Raw genomic sequence first — 17,441 nt, 5'->3', positions numbered from 1 at the left:
GATCGTGAACACCCAACGCACCTCAGGGCGGCGCAAGCAGGCCCTTGCCGCTGCCGCAGTGGTCGCCGGCCTGCTGACCACGGCGGCGTGCGGCGGTGGCAACGGCGGCGGCTCGAAGAACGGCGCGGCCGGCTTCAACGCCGCGGTCAACAAGGTCGCCCAGGCCGACCAGGTCAAAAAGGGCGGCACGCTGAAGTTCGTGAGCACGCAGGACGCCGACTCGTGGGACACCACGCGCGGCTACTACGGCTTCATGTGGGACTTCTCCCGCTACTACAGCCGCCAGCTGGTCACCTACAAGACGGCGCCGGGTGCCGAGGGCGCCACGCTCACCCCGGACCTCGCCACCGACATGGGCAAGGTCTCGGACGGCGGCAAGACCTACACCTTCACGCTGCGCGACGGCGTCACGTGGGAGGACGGCAAGCCGATCACCTCCCAGGACATCAAGTACGGCATCGAGCGCGTCTGGGCGCAGGACGTCCTGTCCGGCGGTCCGATCTACCTGCAGCAGATGCTCGACCCGAAGAACACCTACAAGGGTCCGTACAAGGACTCCGCGAAGGACCACCTGGGTCTGAAGGCGATCTCGACGCCGGACGCGAAGACGGTCGTCTTCCACCTGCCGACGCCCAACTCGGACTTCCTGCAGGTGCTGGCGATGGTCACGGCCTCCCCGGTCCGCCAGGACATGGACACCAAGTCCAAGTACGGCCTGCACCCGTTCTCCTCGGGTCCGTACAAGTTCCAGTCGTACAGCCCGGGCAAGAACCTGGTCCTGGTCCGCAACTCCAACTGGAAGGCCTCCTCGGACCCGGTCCGCAAGGCCTACCCGGACAAGATCACCCTGGACATCTCCACCAACCAGGTGAACTCGGACCAGCAGCTGATCAACGGCGACTACGACGTGGACGCCTCCCAGACCGGCCTGGGCCCGCAGGGCCGCCAGATCGCCCTGAAGCAGCACAAGGACAACCTGGACAACCCGGTCTCCGGCTTCATCCGCTACGCGGTCTTCCCGCAGAGCGTCAAGCCGTTCGACAACCTCCACTGCCGCAAGGCCGTGATCTACGCCGCCGACCACGTGTCGCTGCAGACCGCCCGCGGTGGCCCGGTCGCCGGTGGTGACATCGGCACCAACATGCTTCCGCCGACTCTCGCCGGTGGCGAGGGCCAGAAGTACGACCCGTACCAGATCTCCGGTGCCAACAAGAACGGCAACGTCGACCTGGCCAAGCAGGAGCTCAAGGCCTGCGGCAAGCCGAACGGCTTCTCCACCACCATCGCCGTCCGCAACAACAAGTCGCAGGAAGTGGCCACCGCCGAGTCCCTGCAGGCCGCGCTGAAGAAGGTCGGCATCAACGCCGACATCTACCAGTACGACGGCTCGCAGAGCCCGGGCATCATCGGTTCGCCCTCGAACGTGGCGAAGAAGAAGCTCGGCATCATCATCATGGGCTGGGGTCCGGACTTCCCGACCGTCCAGGGCTACGGCATCCCGCTGTGGAGCAGCCACTACATCCTGCAGAGCGGTAACAACAACTACGCTCTGATCAAGGACAAGACGATCGACGGTCTCTTTGACCAGTACACCACCACGCTGGACGAGTCGAAGAAGACCCAGCTCTCCACCGAGATCAACCACAAGGTCATGGAGGGCGCGTACTACCTGCCCTTCACCTTCGAGCGGCTGCTCAACATCCGCTCCTCGCGTCTGGCCAACGTGTACACGACGAACGCGTACAGCGGTTACTACGACTTCGTCAACCTCGGCCTGAAGTCCACGAAGTAAACCCGGCACACCCGCCGTACGGCACGAAAGGCAGGTGAAGGCCGGCGCGGCGAGCCGCGGGCCCCTCGGACGACCTCCGAAGGGCCCGCGGTCCGCGGCGGGCCGTTAGCTGTGCTCGCTTACCTCATCAGGCGGCTGTTCGCCGCCGCAGTGATGCTGGTCGTCATCATCCTGGTGGTCTTCAGCATCTTCTTCCTCGTCCCCAAGTGGGCGGGCGTGGACATCGCCACGAGCTTCGTGGGCAAGCAGGCAGACCCGCACGCCGTCGAGGCGGTGCGCGAGAAGCTGGGTCTGAGCGACCCGATCTACGCTCAGGTCTGGCACTTCTTCAAGGGCATCTTCGTGGGCCGCACCTACGCGGCCGGCGGCGATGTCACCCACTGCGCCGCGCCGTGCTTCGGCTACTCCTTCCGCAGCGAGCAGGCCGTCTGGCCGGTGCTGACCGACCGCTTCCCGGTGACCCTGGGTCTCGCGCTCGGCGCCGCCGTGCTGTGGCTGGTCTTCGGTGTCGCGGCGGGTGTGCTCTCCGCCCTCAAGCGGGGCAGCCTCTGGGACCGCGGCGCGATGGTCGTCGCCCTCAGCGGCGTCTCCCTGCCGATCTACTTCACGGGCCTGCTCGCCTCTGCGATCTTCGTCTTCGGACTGAAGTGGGGCAGCGGCAATTACGTCGCGCTCGGCGACAGCGTCACCGGCTGGTTCGGAAGCATGATCCTGCCCTGGATCACCCTCGCCTTCCTGTACGCGGCGATGTACGCCCGGATCACCCGGGCCACGATGCTGGAGATCCTCGGCGAGGACTACATCCGCACCGCCCGCGCCAAGGGCCTCACGGAGCCTGTCGTCATCGGCAAGCACGCCATGCGCTCGACGATGACCCCGATCCTGACCATGCTCGGCATGGACCTCGGCGCCCTCATCGGCGGCGCGATCCTCACCGAGACCACGTTCAGCATCCCCGGCCTCGGCCAGGCCGTGCTGACCGCCATCAAGAACCAGGACCTGCCCATCATCCTGGGCGTGACCCTGATCACCTCCCTCGCGGTGCTCATCGCCAACCTCGCGGTGGACATCCTGTACGCCGTGATCGACCCCCGAGTGAGGCTCGCATGACCGAACTCAGCAAGACCGGAGCGGCCGTGGGCGAGCCCACGGACTCCTCGCCCGCGCCGTCCTCCTTCCTGGAAGTGCGCGACCTGAAGGTGCACTTCCCGACCGACGACGGCCTGGTGAAGTCCGTCGACGGGCTCAGCTTCCAGCTGGAGAAGGGCAAGACCCTCGGCATCGTGGGCGAGTCGGGTTCCGGCAAGTCCGTGACCTCGCTCGGCATCATGGGCCTGCACACCGCCGGCCAGTACGGCAAGCGCAAGGCGCAGATCTCCGGCGAGATCTGGCTGAACGGCACCGAGCTGCTGTCCGCCGACCCCGACCACGTGCGCAAGCTGCGCGGCCGCGACATGGCGATGATCTTCCAGGACCCGCTGTCGGCGCTGCACCCGTACTACACGATCGGCGCGCAGATCGTGGAGGCCTACCGGACCCACCACGACGTCGACAAGAAGACCGCCAAGCGCCGTGCGGTCGAGATGCTCGACCGTGTGGGCATCCCGCAGCCGGACAAGCGGGTCGACAGCTACCCGCACGAGTTCTCCGGCGGTATGCGCCAGCGCGCCATGATCGCCATGTCGCTGGTGAACAACCCCGAGCTGCTGATCGCGGACGAGCCGACCACCGCGCTCGACGTGACGGTCCAGGCGCAGATCCTCGACCTCATCCGCGACCTGCAGAAGGAGTTCGGCTCCGCGGTCATCATCATCACCCACGACCTGGGCGTCGTCGCCGAACTGGCCGACGACATCCTGGTGATGTACGGCGGCCGCTGCGTCGAGCGCGGCCCGGCCGAGAAGGTGTTCTACGAGCCCCGCCACCCCTACACCTGGGGTCTGCTCGGCTCGATGCCGCGCCTCGACCGCGACCAGCAGGAGCGCCTGATCCCGGTCAAGGGATCGCCGCCCTCGCTGATCAACATCCCGTCCGGCTGCGCCTTCAACCCGCGCTGCCCGTACGCGGACATCCCGAAGGACAACCTGACCCGCACGGTCCGCCCCGAGCTGACCGAGGTCGGGAGCAAGCACTGGGCCGCCTGCCACATGTCCCAGGAGCAGCGGGAACGGATCTGGACCGAAGAGATTGCGCCGAAGCTGTGAGTGAGAACGCAGAGGACAAGGCAGTGAGGATCCCTGCACAGAGCGACGGCACGGAAGAGAAGTCCGCCGGTACGGCCACGCTGAACAAGGACGCCGCTCCCGGCGAGGTCCTGCTGAAGGTGACGGGGCTGCAGAAGCACTTCCCCATCAAGAAGGGCCTCTTGCAGCGGCAGGTCGGCGCGGTCCGCGCGGTCGACGGGCTCGACTTCGAGGTCCGCTCCGGTGAAACCCTCGGCGTCGTGGGCGAGTCCGGCTGCGGCAAGTCGACGATGGGCCGGCTGATCACCCGGCTGCTCGAACCGACCGCCGGCACCATCGAGTTCGAGGGCAAGGACATCACGCACCTCGGCGTGGGCGGCATGCGTCCCATGCGCCGCGACGTGCAGATGATCTTCCAGGACCCGTACTCGTCGCTGAACCCGCGCCACACCATCGGCACGATCGTCGGAGCCCCCTTCCGGCTCCAGGGCGTCGAGCCGGAGGGCGGCATCAAGAAGGAAGTGCAGCGACTGCTGTCGGTGGTCGGTCTCAACCCCGAGCACTACAACCGCTATCCGCACGAGTTCTCCGGCGGTCAGCGCCAGCGCATCGGCATCGCCCGCGCGCTCGCCCTGAAGCCGAAGCTGGTCGTCGCGGACGAGCCGGTCTCCGCGCTGGACGTGTCGATCCAGGCGCAGGTCGTGAACCTCATGGACGACCTCCAGGAGGAGCTCGGCCTGACGTACGTGATCATCGCGCACGACCTCTCGGTCGTCCGGCACGTCTCGGACCGCATCGCCGTGATGTACCTCGGCAAGATCGTGGAGCTGGCGGACCGGGACTCGCTGTACAAGGCGCCGATGCACCCGTACACCAAGGCGCTGATGTCGGCGGTGCCGATCCCGGACCCGAAGCGGAAGAACGCCAAGAGCGAGCGCATCCTGCTCAAGGGCGACGTGCCCTCGCCGATCTCGCCGCCCTCGGGCTGCCGCTTCCACACCCGGTGCTGGAAGGCCACGGAGATCTGCCGGTCCACCGAGCCGCAGCTGCTGGAGCTGAAGCCCGGTCAGCGGGTCGCCTGCCACCACCCGGAGAACTTCGAGGACCAGGCCCCGCAGGACACGGTTCTGCTGACCGCCGCGAAGGAGGCGGCCGAGCTGGTCGCCGACGAGGTCCTCGCCGAGTCGGCGGAGACGTCGGCGGCGGTGGCGGCGGAGCTGGCCGAGGAGACGGCCGAGCCGGCCGCCGAGGAGGCCGCCGTAGCGTCTGCCGAGGAGGCCGGGACCGAGGCGGAGGCCGCCGAGGAGCCCGCTGAGGAGCCCTCCGTGGAGACCACCGAGGCGTCCGCCGAGGAGACCTCTGAAGCCTCCGCCGAGGCCTCCGAGACCGAGTCCCAGGAGTCAACCGACAAGTAGCACATGACAACTGGGCAAAGTCATGCACATGCCCGAACGGGAGAGCGCACAGTCGTTCGTGTCCGACCACTGATCGGTACACGCTCGAAAGGGACGACTGATGGCACTCTCCCGTTCGGCACGTCTGGGGACTCTCGCGACCGCGGCGGTCTCCTTCCTCGTCATCGCCGCCGCGCCCGCCCCCACCCACGGCGCCCCCGGCATCGACGACCCCTACTTCCCGAACCTCGGCAACGGCGGCTTCGACGCCCTCCACTACGACCTCGACGTCGCCTACGCCCCCGACACCGGCCGACTGGACGGCCGTACGACCCTCACCGCGCGCGCCACCCAGAACCTCTCCTCCTTCGACCTGGACCTGCAGCAGCTGGACGTCATCCGCGTCGAAGTCGACGGCAGACGCGCCGAGTTCACGCGCACCGGGGACGAACTCGTCGTCACCCCGCGCCACAGCCTCGCCCGGGGCCGCACCTTCCGGGTGTCCGTCACCTACGGCGGTACCCCCCAGCCCCTCGGCGGCCCCATCGTGTTCGGCTCCAAGTACGGCTGGATGAAGACGGCCGACGGGGTCTTCGTGGCCTGCGAGCCCAACGCCGCCTCCACCTGGTTCCCGTCCAGCGACCACCCCGCCGACAAGGCCACCTACGACATCCGGATCAAGGCGCCGAAGGGCCTGACCGGCGTCTCCAACGGCCGGCTGGTGTCGACGTACGACAAGGGCGGCTCGACGTACACCCACTGGCGCGAGTCGAGGCCGATGGCGACCTACCTCGCGACCGCCACCATCGGGAAGTTCGACGTGCGCACCGGGCGCACCCCCGGCGGCATCCCGGTCTACGTCGCGATCGACCCGGTGCTGAAGAACAGCAACAACGTCGACGTGTACGCCGTCACCGCCGCCGCCACCGACTACTGGTCGAAGATCTTCGGGCCGTACCCGTTCGAGGAGACCGGTGCGATCGTGGACGACATGCCCGAGGCCGGGTTCTCGCTGGAGGTGCAGAGCAAGCCCGCCTACTCGGCCGTGCGCAACGAGACGACCATCGTGCACGAACTGGCCCACCAGTGGTTCGGCGACTCGGTGAGCGTGGCCCAGTGGAAGGACATCTGGCTCAACGAGGGCTTCGCCACCTACGCCCAGTGGCTGTGGGCGGAGCACCAGGGGACCAGGTCGGCGCACGACTCCTTCCGCGCCGCCTACGACGCCCGGCCCGCCGACTCGTCGTTCTGGCAGACCGAGGTCGCCGACCCGCAGCGCGACACGATGTTCGCCTCCGCCGTCTACCAGCGCGGCGCGATGACGCTCCAGATGCTCCGGGAGCGGATCGGCGACCGGGCCTTCTTCCGGCTGCTGCCCGCCTGGACCAGGCTCCACCGGTACGGCAACGCGGACACCGCCGACTTCATCCGCCTCGCCGAGCGGGTCAGCGGGCAGCAGCTGGACGATCTCTTCCGGACCTGGCTGTTCACCACAGGGAAACCCGCCCTCTGACCTGGCTTTGTAAGGTTCACCCCCTTCGGCAGGTGAGAATGTAGGGGTGCAGCTCCAGCAGATCTTCAGTCCCTCCGTCCAGCACACGCTCGATGTCATCGGCATCTTCGTGTTCGCGATCTCCGGCGCGCTGCTGGCCGTCCGGAAGAACTTCGACATCTTCGGCATCGCCGTGCTCGCCGAGGTCACCGCGCTGGGCGGGGGACTGTTCCGCGACGTGGTCATCGGGGCCGTACCCCCGGCCGCCTTCACCGACCTCGGGTACTTCCTGACCCCGCTGCTCGCCGCGCTCGTGGTCTTCTTCCTGCACCCGCACGTGGAACGCATCCAGGCGGCGGTGCTGGTCTTCGACGCGGCCGGCCTCGGCCTGTTCTGCGTCAGCGGTACGACGAAGGCGTACAGCTACGGCCTCAACCTGACCGCGTCGGCGACGCTGGGCCTCGCCACCGCGGTCGGCGGCGGCGTACTGCGGGACGTGCTGGCCAACGAGGTGCCCTCACTGCTGCGCTGGGACCGCGATCTGTACGCGGTCCCAGCGATCGTCGGCGCCACGATGGTGGTGCTGTGCATCCACTACGACGTCCTGAGCCCCCTCACCAGTGGGCTCGCGGTCGTCACCGCCTTTGTGCTGCGCCTGCTCGCGATGCGGTTCCACTGGCGAGCTCCGCGTGCGTGGAACCGCCGGTCAACGGTGACTGAGGACTAGTCCCGGTGGTTCCGGCTCCGGTGGTTCCCGTGTTGCCGGCGGCGGTCCCGGTGCTTCCGGCGGCGGCCCCGGTAAGAGAACCGGTGGTTCCGGTAAGAGACCGGTCATGGCCCCGGGCGTGGTTCTGGCCCATCTGGAGGGTGAGCCAGCGGAACACCGTGGCGACCTGGGGCCGCCACAGCGCCATGTTGTGACCGCCCGCACTGCGCGGGAGGAACACCACATGCACGGTGGTGGGTGCCTTGGCGATGGCCTCGAGCGCCACGCCCGCCTGATAGCCGTCGCCGGACTCGCCGGAGATGTACAGCGCGATCGGCGGCGGCACCGCGGCCTTCTTCAGCAGCAGGTAGGGGTTGTTCTCGTTGCGCACGGTCGGGTTCTGCGAGGCGAGGGAGTTGCGCTCGCCGATCGGGTCGTTGTAGCCGGACAGGCTCACGGCGGCCCGGTAGCGGTCCGGGTGGGCCACGGCCAGCTTGACCGCGCAGTGCGCGCCCGCCGAGTACCCGGCCACGGCCCAGCCCTGCGGTGCCGGCTCGGCCCGGAAGTTGTCCATGACCATCTTCGGCACGTCGATGCTGAGCCAGGTGTCCGCGTTGACCTGGCCGGGGATGTTCGCGCAGCCGGTGTCGACGCCCGCCAGCAGGTTGGTGCGCGGGGCGACCAGGATGAAGGGCGCCACCTGGCCGCTCTTCATCAGCGGCAGCAGCTGCTCGTGCGCCTTCATGGAGCCGAACCAGGCCTTCGCCGACCCGGGATAGCCCGGCAGCACCTCGACCACCGGGAACTTCTTGTTGCGGTAGGCCGGGTCGTTGTACTGCGGCGGCAGCCAGACGTAGACCTCGGCGTTCACCCCGGAGACCCGGCCCTTGAGCTGGGTGACCCGCACCCCGCCGGCCGCGTGCATACCGGGCCCCTCGGCCGCCGTGAAGGTCTGCTTGACCTTGGGCAACCGTTTCACCGCTATGCCGCCGGTACCGTCGCGGCCCAGGTCCTGGGCCTGCTGGACGTGGTTGCCGGTGCCGAGCAGGTCGGCCCAGTTGTCGTAAAGGTTGTTCTGGTTGTTGACCAGGACGAAGATCAGCGTGACGGCGGTGCCCTGGGCGAACAGCAGCATCACCAGCCTGGCCGCGGTGCGCAGGGGCTTGGGCCCGCGCACCCGCGACCACAGGACGAGTGGCAGTATCAGTGCGACCACGGCCAGCACGATGGTCGTGTAGAGGAACGGAGTCCCGGTGAGGCTCATGTCCCCATAGAGGGGAAACAGGGGCTCGAGGTTGTGGACGTGTCTGGACACTTACTTAGAAATTGCCGGAACCTCACCCGGGAGGCGGATCCCGCTCGGCGGACGCCGCGGGGAACAGGCTCCGATGCCAGGAAAGCTACCGCTTAGTAGTTTGCTGTTGTACCGTTCATCCATGCCAGAAGCAGCTTCCGCACCCTCCCCGTCGCGGGCCGTGATCGGCGACAGCGAGTTCGACCGCGACACCGCGGTCACCCGGCGCGAGCCCGGCGTCTACGACATCGGCCTCTCGGCCGGCTGGACCATCTTCAACGCCGTCAACGGCGGCTATCTGCTGGCCGTGCTGGGCCGGGCCCTCGCGGACGCGCTCCCGCACCAGGACCCGTTCACCATCTCCGCGCACTACCTCACCGCGTCCCGCCCCGGCCCGGCGGTCGTCCGCACGGACATGGTCCGCACCGGCCGCACCCTCTCCACCGGCCAGGCCTCCCTCTTCCAGTACGACGACAAGGGCAACGAGGTCGAACGCATCCGCGTCCTCGCCTCCTACGGCGACCTCACCGCCCTCCCCGACGACGTCCGTACGACCGCGACGCCGCCCGCGATCCCGCCGCTGGAGGAGTGCTTCGGCCCGGAAGACGGCCCCGCCCCGGTCGAGGGCGGCTCGGCGATCGCCGACCGCCTGATGCTCAAGCTGGACCCGGCGACCCTCGGCTGGGCCCTCGGCGCGCCCTCCGGCAAGGGCGAGATGCGGGCCTGGTTCGGCCTGGCCGACGGCCGCGACGCCGACCCGCTGTCTTTGTTGCTCGCGGTGGACGCCCTGCCGCCCACGGCCTTCGAGCTCGGCCTGAAGGGCTGGGTCCCCACCGTGGAACTCACCGTCCACGTCCGCCGCCGCCCGGCCCCCGGCCCGCTGCGGGTGTCCATCACCACCCGTAACCTGGCCGGCGGCTTCCTGGAGGAGGACGCGGAGGTCTGGGACACCGGCAACCACCTGGTCGCGCAGTCGCGCCAGCTGGCCCGGGTCAGGCTGGGCTGACCCAGGTCTTTGGCGGTTCGGCCGGATCGGGCCTGGCCGGACGAGGCCCTCGGCGGCCGTTCCGGTCGCGTGCCGGCTCGGCCGGGCGGTGTGCGTCAGGCCCGGCCGAGCGGGGCGCGGCCCAGCCAGGCCGCCAGCTCCCCGTAGACGTCGGCGCCCTCGGGAGCCTCGCGACGGCCGTCGAAGGGCGTCCCGGCGTCCCGCGGCCGGGAGTCCGGCAGGACCCTGCGCGCGGTGGCGAGGGCGAACTCGGCGAGTTCCGGGTCGAGTTCGAGCGGGTGACCGACCGCCTCGGCGAGGTCCCAGGTGTGGGTCACGATCTCCATGACATAGCCGGAGAGCGCCGCGTGACCGGGCACCTCGCCCCACGGCACCCGCACCGGCGACGTCATCCGCTCGTCGCTCGCCCAGGCCTTCAGAACGCGGGCGCGCACCTCGTCGTAGGCCGCCGGCCAGCCGTCGTCCGCCACCCCGTGCGTGGTCGGCTCCACCGCCATTCCGTCCCCGCCCTCGCCGACCACCGCGATCCGCCGGGTCGCCCCGACGATGTGGCCCAGCAGGGCCCGTACGTCGAACTCGGAACAGGGGGTCGGGGCGCCGAGGTGCTCGGGGCGCACGGTCTTGACGAGGGCCGCCGCCTGCTCGGTGGCGCGGGCGTAGACGGGGCGGGGGTCGGTGAAACCGGTGGTGGTGGTCATGATGTGCCTCTCTGTTTCCCCATGAATCGGCAGGGCCGTCTCCGTGAGCCGGTGGGCCGTCTCCGTGAGCCGGTAGGACGAGCATCGCGGGATAACCTGACATCTTCCGTCAACATTTGCGGAAAGCTCGCCGAGGGCGGGATTCTGGGCGCGTGAAGTCCGACCGGCTGCTGTCGATCCTGCTGCTCCTGCAGACCCGGGGCCGCGTCCCCGCGCACGAACTCGCCGACCGGCTGGAGGTGTCGGTCCGCACCGTCTACCGGGACATCGAGGCGCTGTCGGCCTCCGGCGTCCCGGTGTACGCCGAGCGCGGCCGGCACGGCGGCATCGAACTCCTCGCCGGCTTCCGCACCGACGTCACCGGACTGACCGCCGACGAGTCCCGCGCCCTGTTCATCCTGGCCGCCCAGGGCGCCCACGCCGCGCTCGGCCTGGACGCCGCCCTCGGCTCGGCCCTGCGCAAGGTGATGGCCGCGCTGCCCGCGCCGCACCGGCCCGCCGCCGAGGTGACCAGCCGCCGCATCCTGGTGGACGCCACCCGCTGGAAGAGCGGCCCCCAGCAGGCCGTCGACCTGGAGGTGCTGCAGGACGCCGTCTTCGCCGACCTGCGCCTGCGGCTGCGCTACCGGCACAGCGGGGACCGGGAGCCGCGGACGTACACCGTGGACCCGTACGGCCTGGTCGCCAAGGCCGGGGTCTGGTACCTGGTCGCCGACCGGCGCGGAGCGCCACGACTGTTCCGGGCCGACCGGATCCGCACGGCCCGGCCGCTGGACGAACCGGTGCGCCGCCGTCCCGGCGTCGAACTCGCCGACGCCTGGGAGGTGTTGCGCCGCCAGGTGGAGGACCGGCCGGGCGGGATCGGGGTCACCGTGCGGGTACGGCGCGAGCGGCTCGACATGTTCCAGCGGATGGCCGCCGCCCAGCTGACGGCACCGCCCGACGACGACGGCGAGAGCGACTGGGTCACCGCCCGGCTCACCTACCCGGCGCTGCGTGCGGTCCGCCAACTCCTGGCGTTCTCGGACCAGGTGGAGCTGCTGGACCCGCCCGAGGCCCGCGCGGAACTGCTGGCGGCGGCCCGTTCTGTCACGGCCATGTACCAGGAGGGGCCCTGACCCCGATTGACAGCCGGCGGACAGGACGAGCTCAAGTGCCGCCAAGGCGGCGTTGGTTGAGTGCGGTTCCTCAGGACTTCCTCATCCTCACCGGAGCTGACTCTCATGAAGCGTGCTCGTCTCGTCCCCGCTGTCGCCCTGCTGGCGCTGTCCCTGCTGCTGACCGCGTGCGGCTCGGGCGACTCCTCCTCGTCCAGCGGTGACTCCGGCAGGCAGCAGGCCTGTCAGGTGCCGTCCGGCATGCCCGCGGGCGGCACCGGCCGCCGGCCGAGCGGGATGCCGAGCCGGATGCCGTCCGGCACGCCTTCGGGCGCGCCGTCGGGCGGGTCGTCCGTGAAGCCCACCGGCACACCCGGCGGTGCGCCCTCGGGCATGCCGAGCGGCGCTCCCGGCGGCCAGGGCGGTCCTGGCGGCGGCTGCGGCGGTCCGGGCGGCGGGCAGGGTCAGCAGGGCTGAGCGAGGGACGGGCCTGCGCCGCTGTCCGCGGGGCGGCTCAGTCCAGCCAGTGGCCGCGGCCGATGGAGATGAGCCGCAGCTGCCGGGTGGCGAGCTGGGTGACGCGCTCCCGTTCCTCCGGCGGCGCCTCCAGGGCCTCCAGGAACAGCGAGGCGGTGATGAGCATCTGGTCGACGTAGAGGTGCGCGAGCATCAGCAGGTCGTCGTCGCTCCAGCCAGCGGCCTCGGGGTCCTTGGCCAGCTCGGCCTTCACCTCCTCTGCGAAGCGCACCAGTTGGGCGCGGATGGCCTCCCGTACGGGCTGCACCCCGCCGTGCCGTTCCCGGGCGATGAACCGGACATGTGCGGGGTACGCGTCCACGTGGCGGGCGATCAACTCGATGGCGCGCGTGATGCGCTCCTCGCTGTCGCCCGCCGTGGACACCGTCGTCCGCACCATCGGATGAAGGCTGCCCAGCGCCTCGTCGACCAGCGCCACGCCGAGGTCGGCGGTCGACCGGAAGTGCCGGTAGAACGCGGTCGGTGCGACGCCGACGGCCCGGGTGACCTCGCGCAGACCCAGGCTGCTCAGGCTCTGCTCCTCCAGCAGCGCGAGCGCGGCGTCGAGGAGCGCCTGCCGGGTCTTCTGTTTCTGCGCCTGCCGGATGCCGAGGGTGTGACTCATGTCATCCAGTTAACAACTGTTCTCTGGAATTGGGAAGCCGGGAAGCGCGTTAGCATAGAAGTCAGTGAACAACTGTTACTACAACTGTTCACCGAAACTTCACACCGGCCCTGTACGAGGTATCCCGGAGGGGGGATCTGATCCCATGTTGTTCCTCGTCGCCGCACTCATGCTGCTCGGTGTCGTGCTGGGCACCGTCGCTCACGCGCCGCTGACCGTCACCGTCGCCGTCGCCGCAGGCATCGCCGTCTGGCTCGGCGTCTTCGCGATCCGCGAGCGCCTCGGCCGCCGGCGCCGTACGCCGGCCAACTGACCGTCCGCCACGACTTCCAGGAGCTGAGCACCATGCAACTCACCGCACCGGTCACGAGCGGCAGCGAGACCCGCCCGGCCGCACGCGACGCCGACGGCATGGCCGTCGCGTCCTTCATCCTCGGCCTTCTCGGCCTGCTCGTCCTCAACATCTTCCTCGGCCCGATCGCCATCGTCCTGGCCGCCGTCTCCCTCTGGCGCGGCACCGCCCGCCGCGGCCGAGCCCTGCTGGGTCTGGCCCTGGGCGTCGCCGACCTGGCCGTCCTCGCGATCGCGATGGAGGTCTCCCACACGCTGTCGTGGAGCCTGTGAGCCGGGACGGCACCGTCGGCCCGTGCCGGCCCCCGAGGACGACGGGGCACCGGCTCGGACCTCACCGCCGTGGGCAGTCGTTCCGCCGGGGCGGAACGGGTGGGCACGGCCGACAGTGCCGGGCGCCACGCCACCGGGTCCGGGCGCAACCCGGCGAGGCGTACGGCGGGCCAGGCCGGCCCGCGCAGGTGCGCCGTACCCCGGGCTCGGCCATCCCCGTGGCCGGAGCCAACCGCAGGGCCCCGGCGCCGTAGAATCGGCCGCACCATGGCTTACCTCGACCACGCCGCGACAACCCCGATGCTCCCGGAGGCGGCAGAGGCACTGACCGCCCGGTTGAGCATCACGGGCAACGCCTCCTCGCTCCACGCATCCGGCCGGCAGGCACGCCGCACGGTCGAGGAATCCCGCGAGACCCTCGCCGAAGCGCTCGGCGCCCGCCCCAGCGAGGTCGTCTTCACCTCCGGCGGCACCGAGGCCGACAACCTCGCGGTGAAGGGCCTGTACTGGTCCCGCCGCGCCGCCGACCCGGCCCGCACCCGCGTCCTGGCCAGCCCCGTCGAGCACCACGCCGTCCTCGACGCCGTCCACTGGCTCGGCGAGCGCGAGGGCGCGACGGTCGAGTACCTCCCCGTCGACTCCTACGGCCGCGTCCACCCCGACGCCCTGCGCGAGGCCATCGCCCGCGACCCCGACGACGTCGCCCTCGTCACCGTGATGTGGGCCAACAACGAGATCGGCACGATCCTGCCGGTCCGTGAACTCGCCGAGGTGGCCGCCGAGTTCGGCATCCCGATGCACGCCGACGCGGTCCAGGCCTTCGGTCAGCTCCCGGTCGACTTCGCCGCCTCCGGCCTCGCCGCGATGACCGTCTCGGGCCACAAGATCGGCGGCCCGTACGGCATCGGCGCGCTGCTGCTGGGCCGCGACCAGACCCCCGAGCCCGTCCTGCACGGCGGCGGCCAGGAGCGGCACGTCCGCTCCGGCACCCTCGACGTCCCCGCCATCGCGTCCTTCGCCGTCGCCGGCCGGCTCGCCGCCGAGCGGCGGGAGTGGTTCGCCCGGGAGATCGGCGCTCTGCGCGACCAGCTGATCGCGGCGGTCCGCAGCGCCGTCCCGGACGCGATCCTCGGCGGCGACCCGGCATCCGAGGGCCGCCTGCCGGCCAACGCGCACTTCACCTTCCCCGGCTGCGAGGGCGACTCCCTGCTGCTTCTGCTGGACGCCCAGGGCATCGAGTGCTCGACCGGCTCCGCCTGCACCGCCGGCGTCGCCCAGCCCAGCCACGTCCTGCTCGCCACCGGCACCGATCCGGACCTGGCCCGCGGCACCCTGCGCTTCTCCCTCGGCCACACCTCCACGCGCGCGGACGTCGAGGCGGTCGCCAAGGCGATCGGCCCGGCGGTGGAGCGCGCCCGGGCGGCAGGGCTCAGCTGAGGACACGAAAGCGACCTACGAGGCGGGTTCCCTTCGCCGGCATTGTCCGGATCAGGTTATGGGGGTCGCCTTCCGGTCCAGTCCTTGCGACCTTCCGGCCTCTCAGCCCGAGCGTCGATGTCGGCACCAGCGGAGATGGTGTACCTCTCCTTGAAGAGAACAGATATCTCGCGCTGAAGTCGGCTACTCCGCTTGGGCTCCCTCACTCGTCTCGTAGGTCTTGTAAACAGGATAGAACCACACCTACCGGACGAAAAAGGGCCTAGGCCTTGATTTTTTTCAGGTATCGCTCCCAGTCCCAGTGCGGCCCCGGATCGGTGTGGTCCGTCCCCGGCACCTCCACGTGCCCGATGATGTGCCGACGGTCCACGGGTATGCCGTACCGCACGCATATCGCCGCCGTCAGCCGGGCCGAGGACGCGTACATGGCCTCCGTGAAGGAGGAGGCGTCCGCCACGAAGCCCTCGTGCTCGATGCCGACACTGCGCTCGTTGTACTCCCGGTTGCCCGCGTGGAACGCCACGTCCAGCTCCCGTATCAGCTGGGTGATCCGGCCGTCCCTGCGCACGATGTAGTGTGCCGCCGCGCCGTGCGCCGGGTCCTGGAAGACCTTCACCGCGCTCGCGTAGCCGCCCTGCGTGACATGGATGACGACCCGGTCGATCGCGTAGTCGTCCGGCCGGTCCGCCCGCCGGTAGTTGGCCGGGGAGGCCGGCACCCAGCGCGCGCCCCGGAAGTCCACGGCCCCCGCCACCCGGGGCTTCTCCACTCCGGGCAGCCGCCACCACAGATGCGTCAGCTCCGCACGGGCCAGCGCGGCCGTACCCACGGCGGTCGCCGCACCACCGACGAGCAGCGCCCGCCGCCCCAGCCGCCGATCCCCGTCACCCATGCCCCACCACTCCGTCACGCTCACGCCCGCCCCCGCCCCCGGCCCGCCCTCGCCCCGGCCCGCCCTCGCCCCGGCCCGCCCTCGTCCGCGCCCGCCCCTGTCCGTGCGGGCGCCCCGCCCACGCCTGGCTCCGCCCACGCCCGGCTCCATGCGCGCCTGCCGGGTCCGGCCTTGCCCGTGCCCAGCCTCATCCGTGCCCGCCCCGTCCGGCCTTGTCCGCGCCCGGCCCTGCCCGTGGCTGGGGCCTTGTCGGTGTCCGCCCTCGTCCGTGCGGGCGCCCCGCCCACGCCCGGCTCCGCCCGGGCCTGCCCCGTCCGGCCTTGTCCGTCCCGGCCCTGTCCGTGCCGGGCCTCGTCCATGCCCGCCCCGGCCGGCCCTGTTGCGCCGCTGTCGTCCATGTCCGCCCCCGTCCGGTGCCGCCCCGCCTGCGCCCGGCCCCGTCCGTGCTCGGCACCACCGTCCGCGCCCTGGCCGCCCCGTCCGCCGTACTGCCCCTTGTGATCGTCAACGGATATCCGGCGGACCCGGTTCCCGCGGCCCCGTACCCTGGAAGAGTTATGACTGAGACCCCGCAGCGCCCCCTCCGCGTCCTCGCCGCCATGTCCGGTGGAGTCGACTCCGCCGTCGCCGCCGCGCGCGCCGCGGAAGCCGGCCATGACGTCACCGGCGTCCACCTCGCGCTCTCCGCGAACCCGCAGTCGTTCCGGACCGGCGCGCGGGGCTGTTGCACCATCGAGGACTCGCGTGACGCCCGCCGCGCGGCCGACGTCATCGGCATCCCCTTCTACGTCTGGGACCTCGCCGACCGCTTCCGCGAGGACGTGGTCGAGGACTTCGTCGCCGAGTACGAGGCGGGCCGCACCCCCAACCCCTGCCTGCGCTGCAACGAGAAGATCAAGTTCGCCGCGCTGCTCGACAAGGCGCTGGCGCTGGGCTTCGACGCGGTCTGCACCGGTCACTACGCCAAGGTGGTCGAGCGCGAGGACGGCTCCCGCGAGCTGCACCGCGCCTCCGACATGGCGAAGGACCAGTCGTACGTCCTCGGTGTGCTGGACGAGAAGCAGCTCGCCCACGCCATGTTCCCGCTCGGCGACACGGTCACCACCAAGGAGGAGATCCGTGCCGAGGCCGAGCGCCGCGGTCTCGCCGTCGCCAAGAAGCCCGACTCGCACGACATCTGTTTCATCGCCGACGGCGACACCCAGGGCTTCCTGGCCCAGCGGCTCGGCAAGGCAGAGGGCGACATCGTCGACGAGTCCGGCACCAGGCTGGGCACGCACGAGGGCGCGTACGGCTTCACCATCGGCCAGCGCAAGGGCCTCAGGATCGGCACCCCGGCCCCCGACGGCAAGCCCCGCTACGTCCTCGACATCTCGCCGGTCACCAACACGGTCACCGTCGGCCCCGCCGACGCCCTGGACGTCACCGCCCTCACTGCGATCAAGCCCCGCTGGTGCGGCACCGCCCCCGCCGGCCCCGGCACCTACACCGCCCAGCTGCGCGCCCACGGCGGCGAGACCGAGGTCACCGCGGAGCCGGTCGACGGCGAGCTGCGCGTGACCTTCGCCGAACCGGTCCGCGGCGTCGCCCCCGGCCAGGCGATCGTCCTGTACGACGGCACGCGCGTGGTCGGCTCGGCGACGATCGCGTCGACCACGCGCGCGACGGCCGCCGCGGTGTAGGCA

Annotated in this window: 17 protein-coding genes; 13 read left to right on the top strand and 4 right to left on the bottom strand. The window is 70.7% G+C overall.

All coding sequences use genetic code 11. From position 1 onward, the window contains the following. The first annotated feature begins 4 nt into the window (after positions 1 to 4). The 6 genes from LMU33_RS35985 (at position 5) to LMU33_RS35960 (ending at position 7,588) form a co-directional block, all read left to right on the top strand. The gene (locus tag LMU33_RS35985) at positions 5 to 1,792 is read left to right on the top strand and encodes an ABC transporter substrate-binding protein (RefSeq protein ID WP_228625394.1); all 1,788 of its coding nucleotides are present in this window, start codon (positions 5 to 7) and stop codon (positions 1,790 to 1,792) included. 111 nt (positions 1,793 to 1,903) lie between these two features. Beyond that, positions 1,904 to 2,902: an ABC transporter permease gene (locus LMU33_RS35980; RefSeq protein ID WP_228625392.1), complete on the top strand. Its 999-nt coding sequence runs from the start codon at positions 1,904 to 1,906 to the stop codon at positions 2,900 to 2,902. Further along, positions 2,899 to 3,996 carry an ABC transporter ATP-binding protein gene (locus tag LMU33_RS35975; protein ID WP_228625390.1) on the top strand — a complete coding sequence of 366 codons (1,098 nt, stop codon included), beginning with the start codon at positions 2,899 to 2,901 and terminating at the stop codon, positions 3,994 to 3,996. Before LMU33_RS35980 ends, LMU33_RS35975 begins: the two co-directional genes overlap by 4 nt. Positions 3,997 to 4,019: 23 nt before the next feature. Beyond that, positions 4,020 to 5,390, top strand: a complete 1,371-nt coding sequence (locus LMU33_RS35970; RefSeq protein WP_228625388.1) for an ABC transporter ATP-binding protein — start codon at positions 4,020 to 4,022, stop codon at positions 5,388 to 5,390. Positions 5,391 to 5,490: 100 nt separating this feature from the next. Next, positions 5,491 to 6,882, top strand: coding sequence for a M1 family metallopeptidase (locus LMU33_RS35965; protein WP_228625386.1), 1,392 nt, complete (start codon positions 5,491 to 5,493; stop codon positions 6,880 to 6,882). A 46-nt stretch (positions 6,883 to 6,928) separates the two neighbouring features. Beyond that, on the top strand, positions 6,929 to 7,588 hold the full coding sequence (locus LMU33_RS35960) for a trimeric intracellular cation channel family protein (RefSeq protein WP_228625384.1): 660 nt from the start codon (positions 6,929 to 6,931) through the stop codon (positions 7,586 to 7,588). Here LMU33_RS35960 and LMU33_RS35955 read toward each other — a convergent pair. Further along, a complete protein-coding gene (locus LMU33_RS35955; RefSeq protein WP_228625383.1) occupies positions 7,497 to 8,831 on the bottom strand; it encodes an alpha/beta hydrolase in 1,335 nt (444 codons plus the stop codon). The genes LMU33_RS35960 and LMU33_RS35955 overlap by 92 nt on opposite strands. 172 nt (positions 8,832 to 9,003) lie before the next feature. On the opposite strand from LMU33_RS35955, the gene LMU33_RS35950 reads away from it, so the two are divergent. Further along, positions 9,004 to 9,867, top strand: a complete 864-nt coding sequence (locus LMU33_RS35950; protein ID WP_228625381.1) for a thioesterase family protein — start codon at positions 9,004 to 9,006, stop codon at positions 9,865 to 9,867. A 95-nt stretch (positions 9,868 to 9,962) separates the two neighbouring features. Here the strand turns inward: LMU33_RS35950 and LMU33_RS35945 are convergent, their stop codons facing one another. Continuing rightward, on the bottom strand, positions 9,963 to 10,565 hold the full coding sequence (locus tag LMU33_RS35945; RefSeq protein WP_228625379.1) for a TIGR03086 family metal-binding protein: 603 nt from the start codon (positions 10,563 to 10,565) through the stop codon (positions 9,963 to 9,965). A 152-nt stretch (positions 10,566 to 10,717) separates the two neighbouring features. Here LMU33_RS35945 and LMU33_RS35940 point away from each other — a divergent pair, with 152 nt between their 5' ends. Beyond that, positions 10,718 to 11,683 carry a helix-turn-helix transcriptional regulator gene (locus LMU33_RS35940; RefSeq protein ID WP_228625377.1) on the top strand — a complete coding sequence of 322 codons (966 nt, stop codon included), beginning with the start codon at positions 10,718 to 10,720 and terminating at the stop codon, positions 11,681 to 11,683. Positions 11,684 to 11,788: 105 nt separating this feature from the next. After that, positions 11,789 to 12,139: a hypothetical protein gene (locus LMU33_RS35935; protein ID WP_228625375.1), complete on the top strand. Its 351-nt coding sequence runs from the start codon at positions 11,789 to 11,791 to the stop codon at positions 12,137 to 12,139. Positions 12,140 to 12,176: 37 nt separating this feature from the next. Here LMU33_RS35935 and LMU33_RS35930 read toward each other — a convergent pair whose 3' ends face one another. Then, on the bottom strand, positions 12,177 to 12,803 hold the full coding sequence (locus tag LMU33_RS35930) for a TetR family transcriptional regulator (RefSeq protein ID WP_228625373.1): 627 nt from the start codon (positions 12,801 to 12,803) through the stop codon (positions 12,177 to 12,179). Positions 12,804 to 12,948: 145 nt separating this feature from the next. On the opposite strand from LMU33_RS35930, the gene LMU33_RS35925 reads away from it, so the two are divergent. The 3 genes from LMU33_RS35925 (at position 12,949) to LMU33_RS35915 (ending at position 14,864) form a co-directional block, all read left to right on the top strand. Continuing rightward, positions 12,949 to 13,116, top strand: coding sequence for a hypothetical protein (locus tag LMU33_RS35925; RefSeq protein ID WP_228625372.1), 168 nt, complete (start codon positions 12,949 to 12,951; stop codon positions 13,114 to 13,116). A gap of 32 nt (positions 13,117 to 13,148) precedes the next feature. Further along, entirely contained in the window at positions 13,149 to 13,427 is a 279-nt protein-coding gene (locus LMU33_RS35920; protein WP_228625371.1) for a DUF4190 domain-containing protein, read from the top strand. Between the two features lie 267 nt (positions 13,428 to 13,694). Beyond that, positions 13,695 to 14,864 (top strand): cysteine desulfurase family protein, encoded by a 1,170-nt coding sequence (locus LMU33_RS35915; protein WP_228625369.1) that lies wholly within the window; start codon positions 13,695 to 13,697, stop codon positions 14,862 to 14,864. Positions 14,865 to 15,126: 262 nt separating this feature from the next. On the opposite strand, the gene LMU33_RS35910 is transcribed toward LMU33_RS35915, so the two are convergent. Beyond that, on the bottom strand, positions 15,127 to 15,756 hold the full coding sequence (locus tag LMU33_RS35910; RefSeq protein WP_228625367.1) for an N-acetylmuramoyl-L-alanine amidase: 630 nt from the start codon (positions 15,754 to 15,756) through the stop codon (positions 15,127 to 15,129). Positions 15,757 to 16,313: 557 nt separating this feature from the next. Between LMU33_RS35910 and mnmA the strand changes: the two genes are divergently transcribed. Further along, a complete protein-coding gene (gene mnmA / locus LMU33_RS35905; protein WP_228625365.1) occupies positions 16,314 to 17,438 on the top strand; it encodes a tRNA 2-thiouridine(34) synthase MnmA in 1,125 nt (374 codons plus the stop codon). Positions 17,439 to 17,441: the final 3 nt, after the last annotated feature.

This window comes from Streptomyces barringtoniae (assembly GCF_020819595.1).
Classification (GTDB): Bacteria; Actinomycetota; Actinomycetes; order Streptomycetales; family Streptomycetaceae; genus Streptomyces; species Streptomyces barringtoniae.
This window is presented reverse-complemented; position numbering and strand designations above follow the sequence as displayed.

Coding starts and splice junctions, on each gene's coding strand:
- LMU33_RS35975 (WP_228625390.1), top strand. CDS start 2,899: ATGACCGAACTCAGCAAGACCGGAGCGGCCGTGGGCGAGCCCACGGAC.
- LMU33_RS35965 (WP_228625386.1), top strand. CDS start 5,491: ATGGCACTCTCCCGTTCGGCACGTCTGGGGACTCTCGCGACCGCGGCG.
- LMU33_RS35955 (WP_228625383.1), bottom strand. CDS start 8,831: ATGAGCCTCACCGGGACTCCGTTCCTCTACACGACCATCGTGCTGGCC.
- LMU33_RS35950 (WP_228625381.1), top strand. CDS start 9,004: ATGCCAGAAGCAGCTTCCGCACCCTCCCCGTCGCGGGCCGTGATCGGC.
- LMU33_RS35945 (WP_228625379.1), bottom strand. CDS start 10,565: ATGACCACCACCACCGGTTTCACCGACCCCCGCCCCGTCTACGCCCGC.
- LMU33_RS35935 (WP_228625375.1), top strand. CDS start 11,789: ATGAAGCGTGCTCGTCTCGTCCCCGCTGTCGCCCTGCTGGCGCTGTCC.
- LMU33_RS35930 (WP_228625373.1), bottom strand. CDS start 12,803: ATGAGTCACACCCTCGGCATCCGGCAGGCGCAGAAACAGAAGACCCGG.
- LMU33_RS35925 (WP_228625372.1), top strand. CDS start 12,949: ATGTTGTTCCTCGTCGCCGCACTCATGCTGCTCGGTGTCGTGCTGGGC.
- LMU33_RS35920 (WP_228625371.1), top strand. CDS start 13,149: ATGCAACTCACCGCACCGGTCACGAGCGGCAGCGAGACCCGCCCGGCC.
- LMU33_RS35915 (WP_228625369.1), top strand. CDS start 13,695: ATGGCTTACCTCGACCACGCCGCGACAACCCCGATGCTCCCGGAGGCG.
- LMU33_RS35910 (WP_228625367.1), bottom strand. CDS start 15,756: ATGGGTGACGGGGATCGGCGGCTGGGGCGGCGGGCGCTGCTCGTCGGT.
- mnmA (WP_228625365.1), top strand. CDS start 16,314: ATGACTGAGACCCCGCAGCGCCCCCTCCGCGTCCTCGCCGCCATGTCC.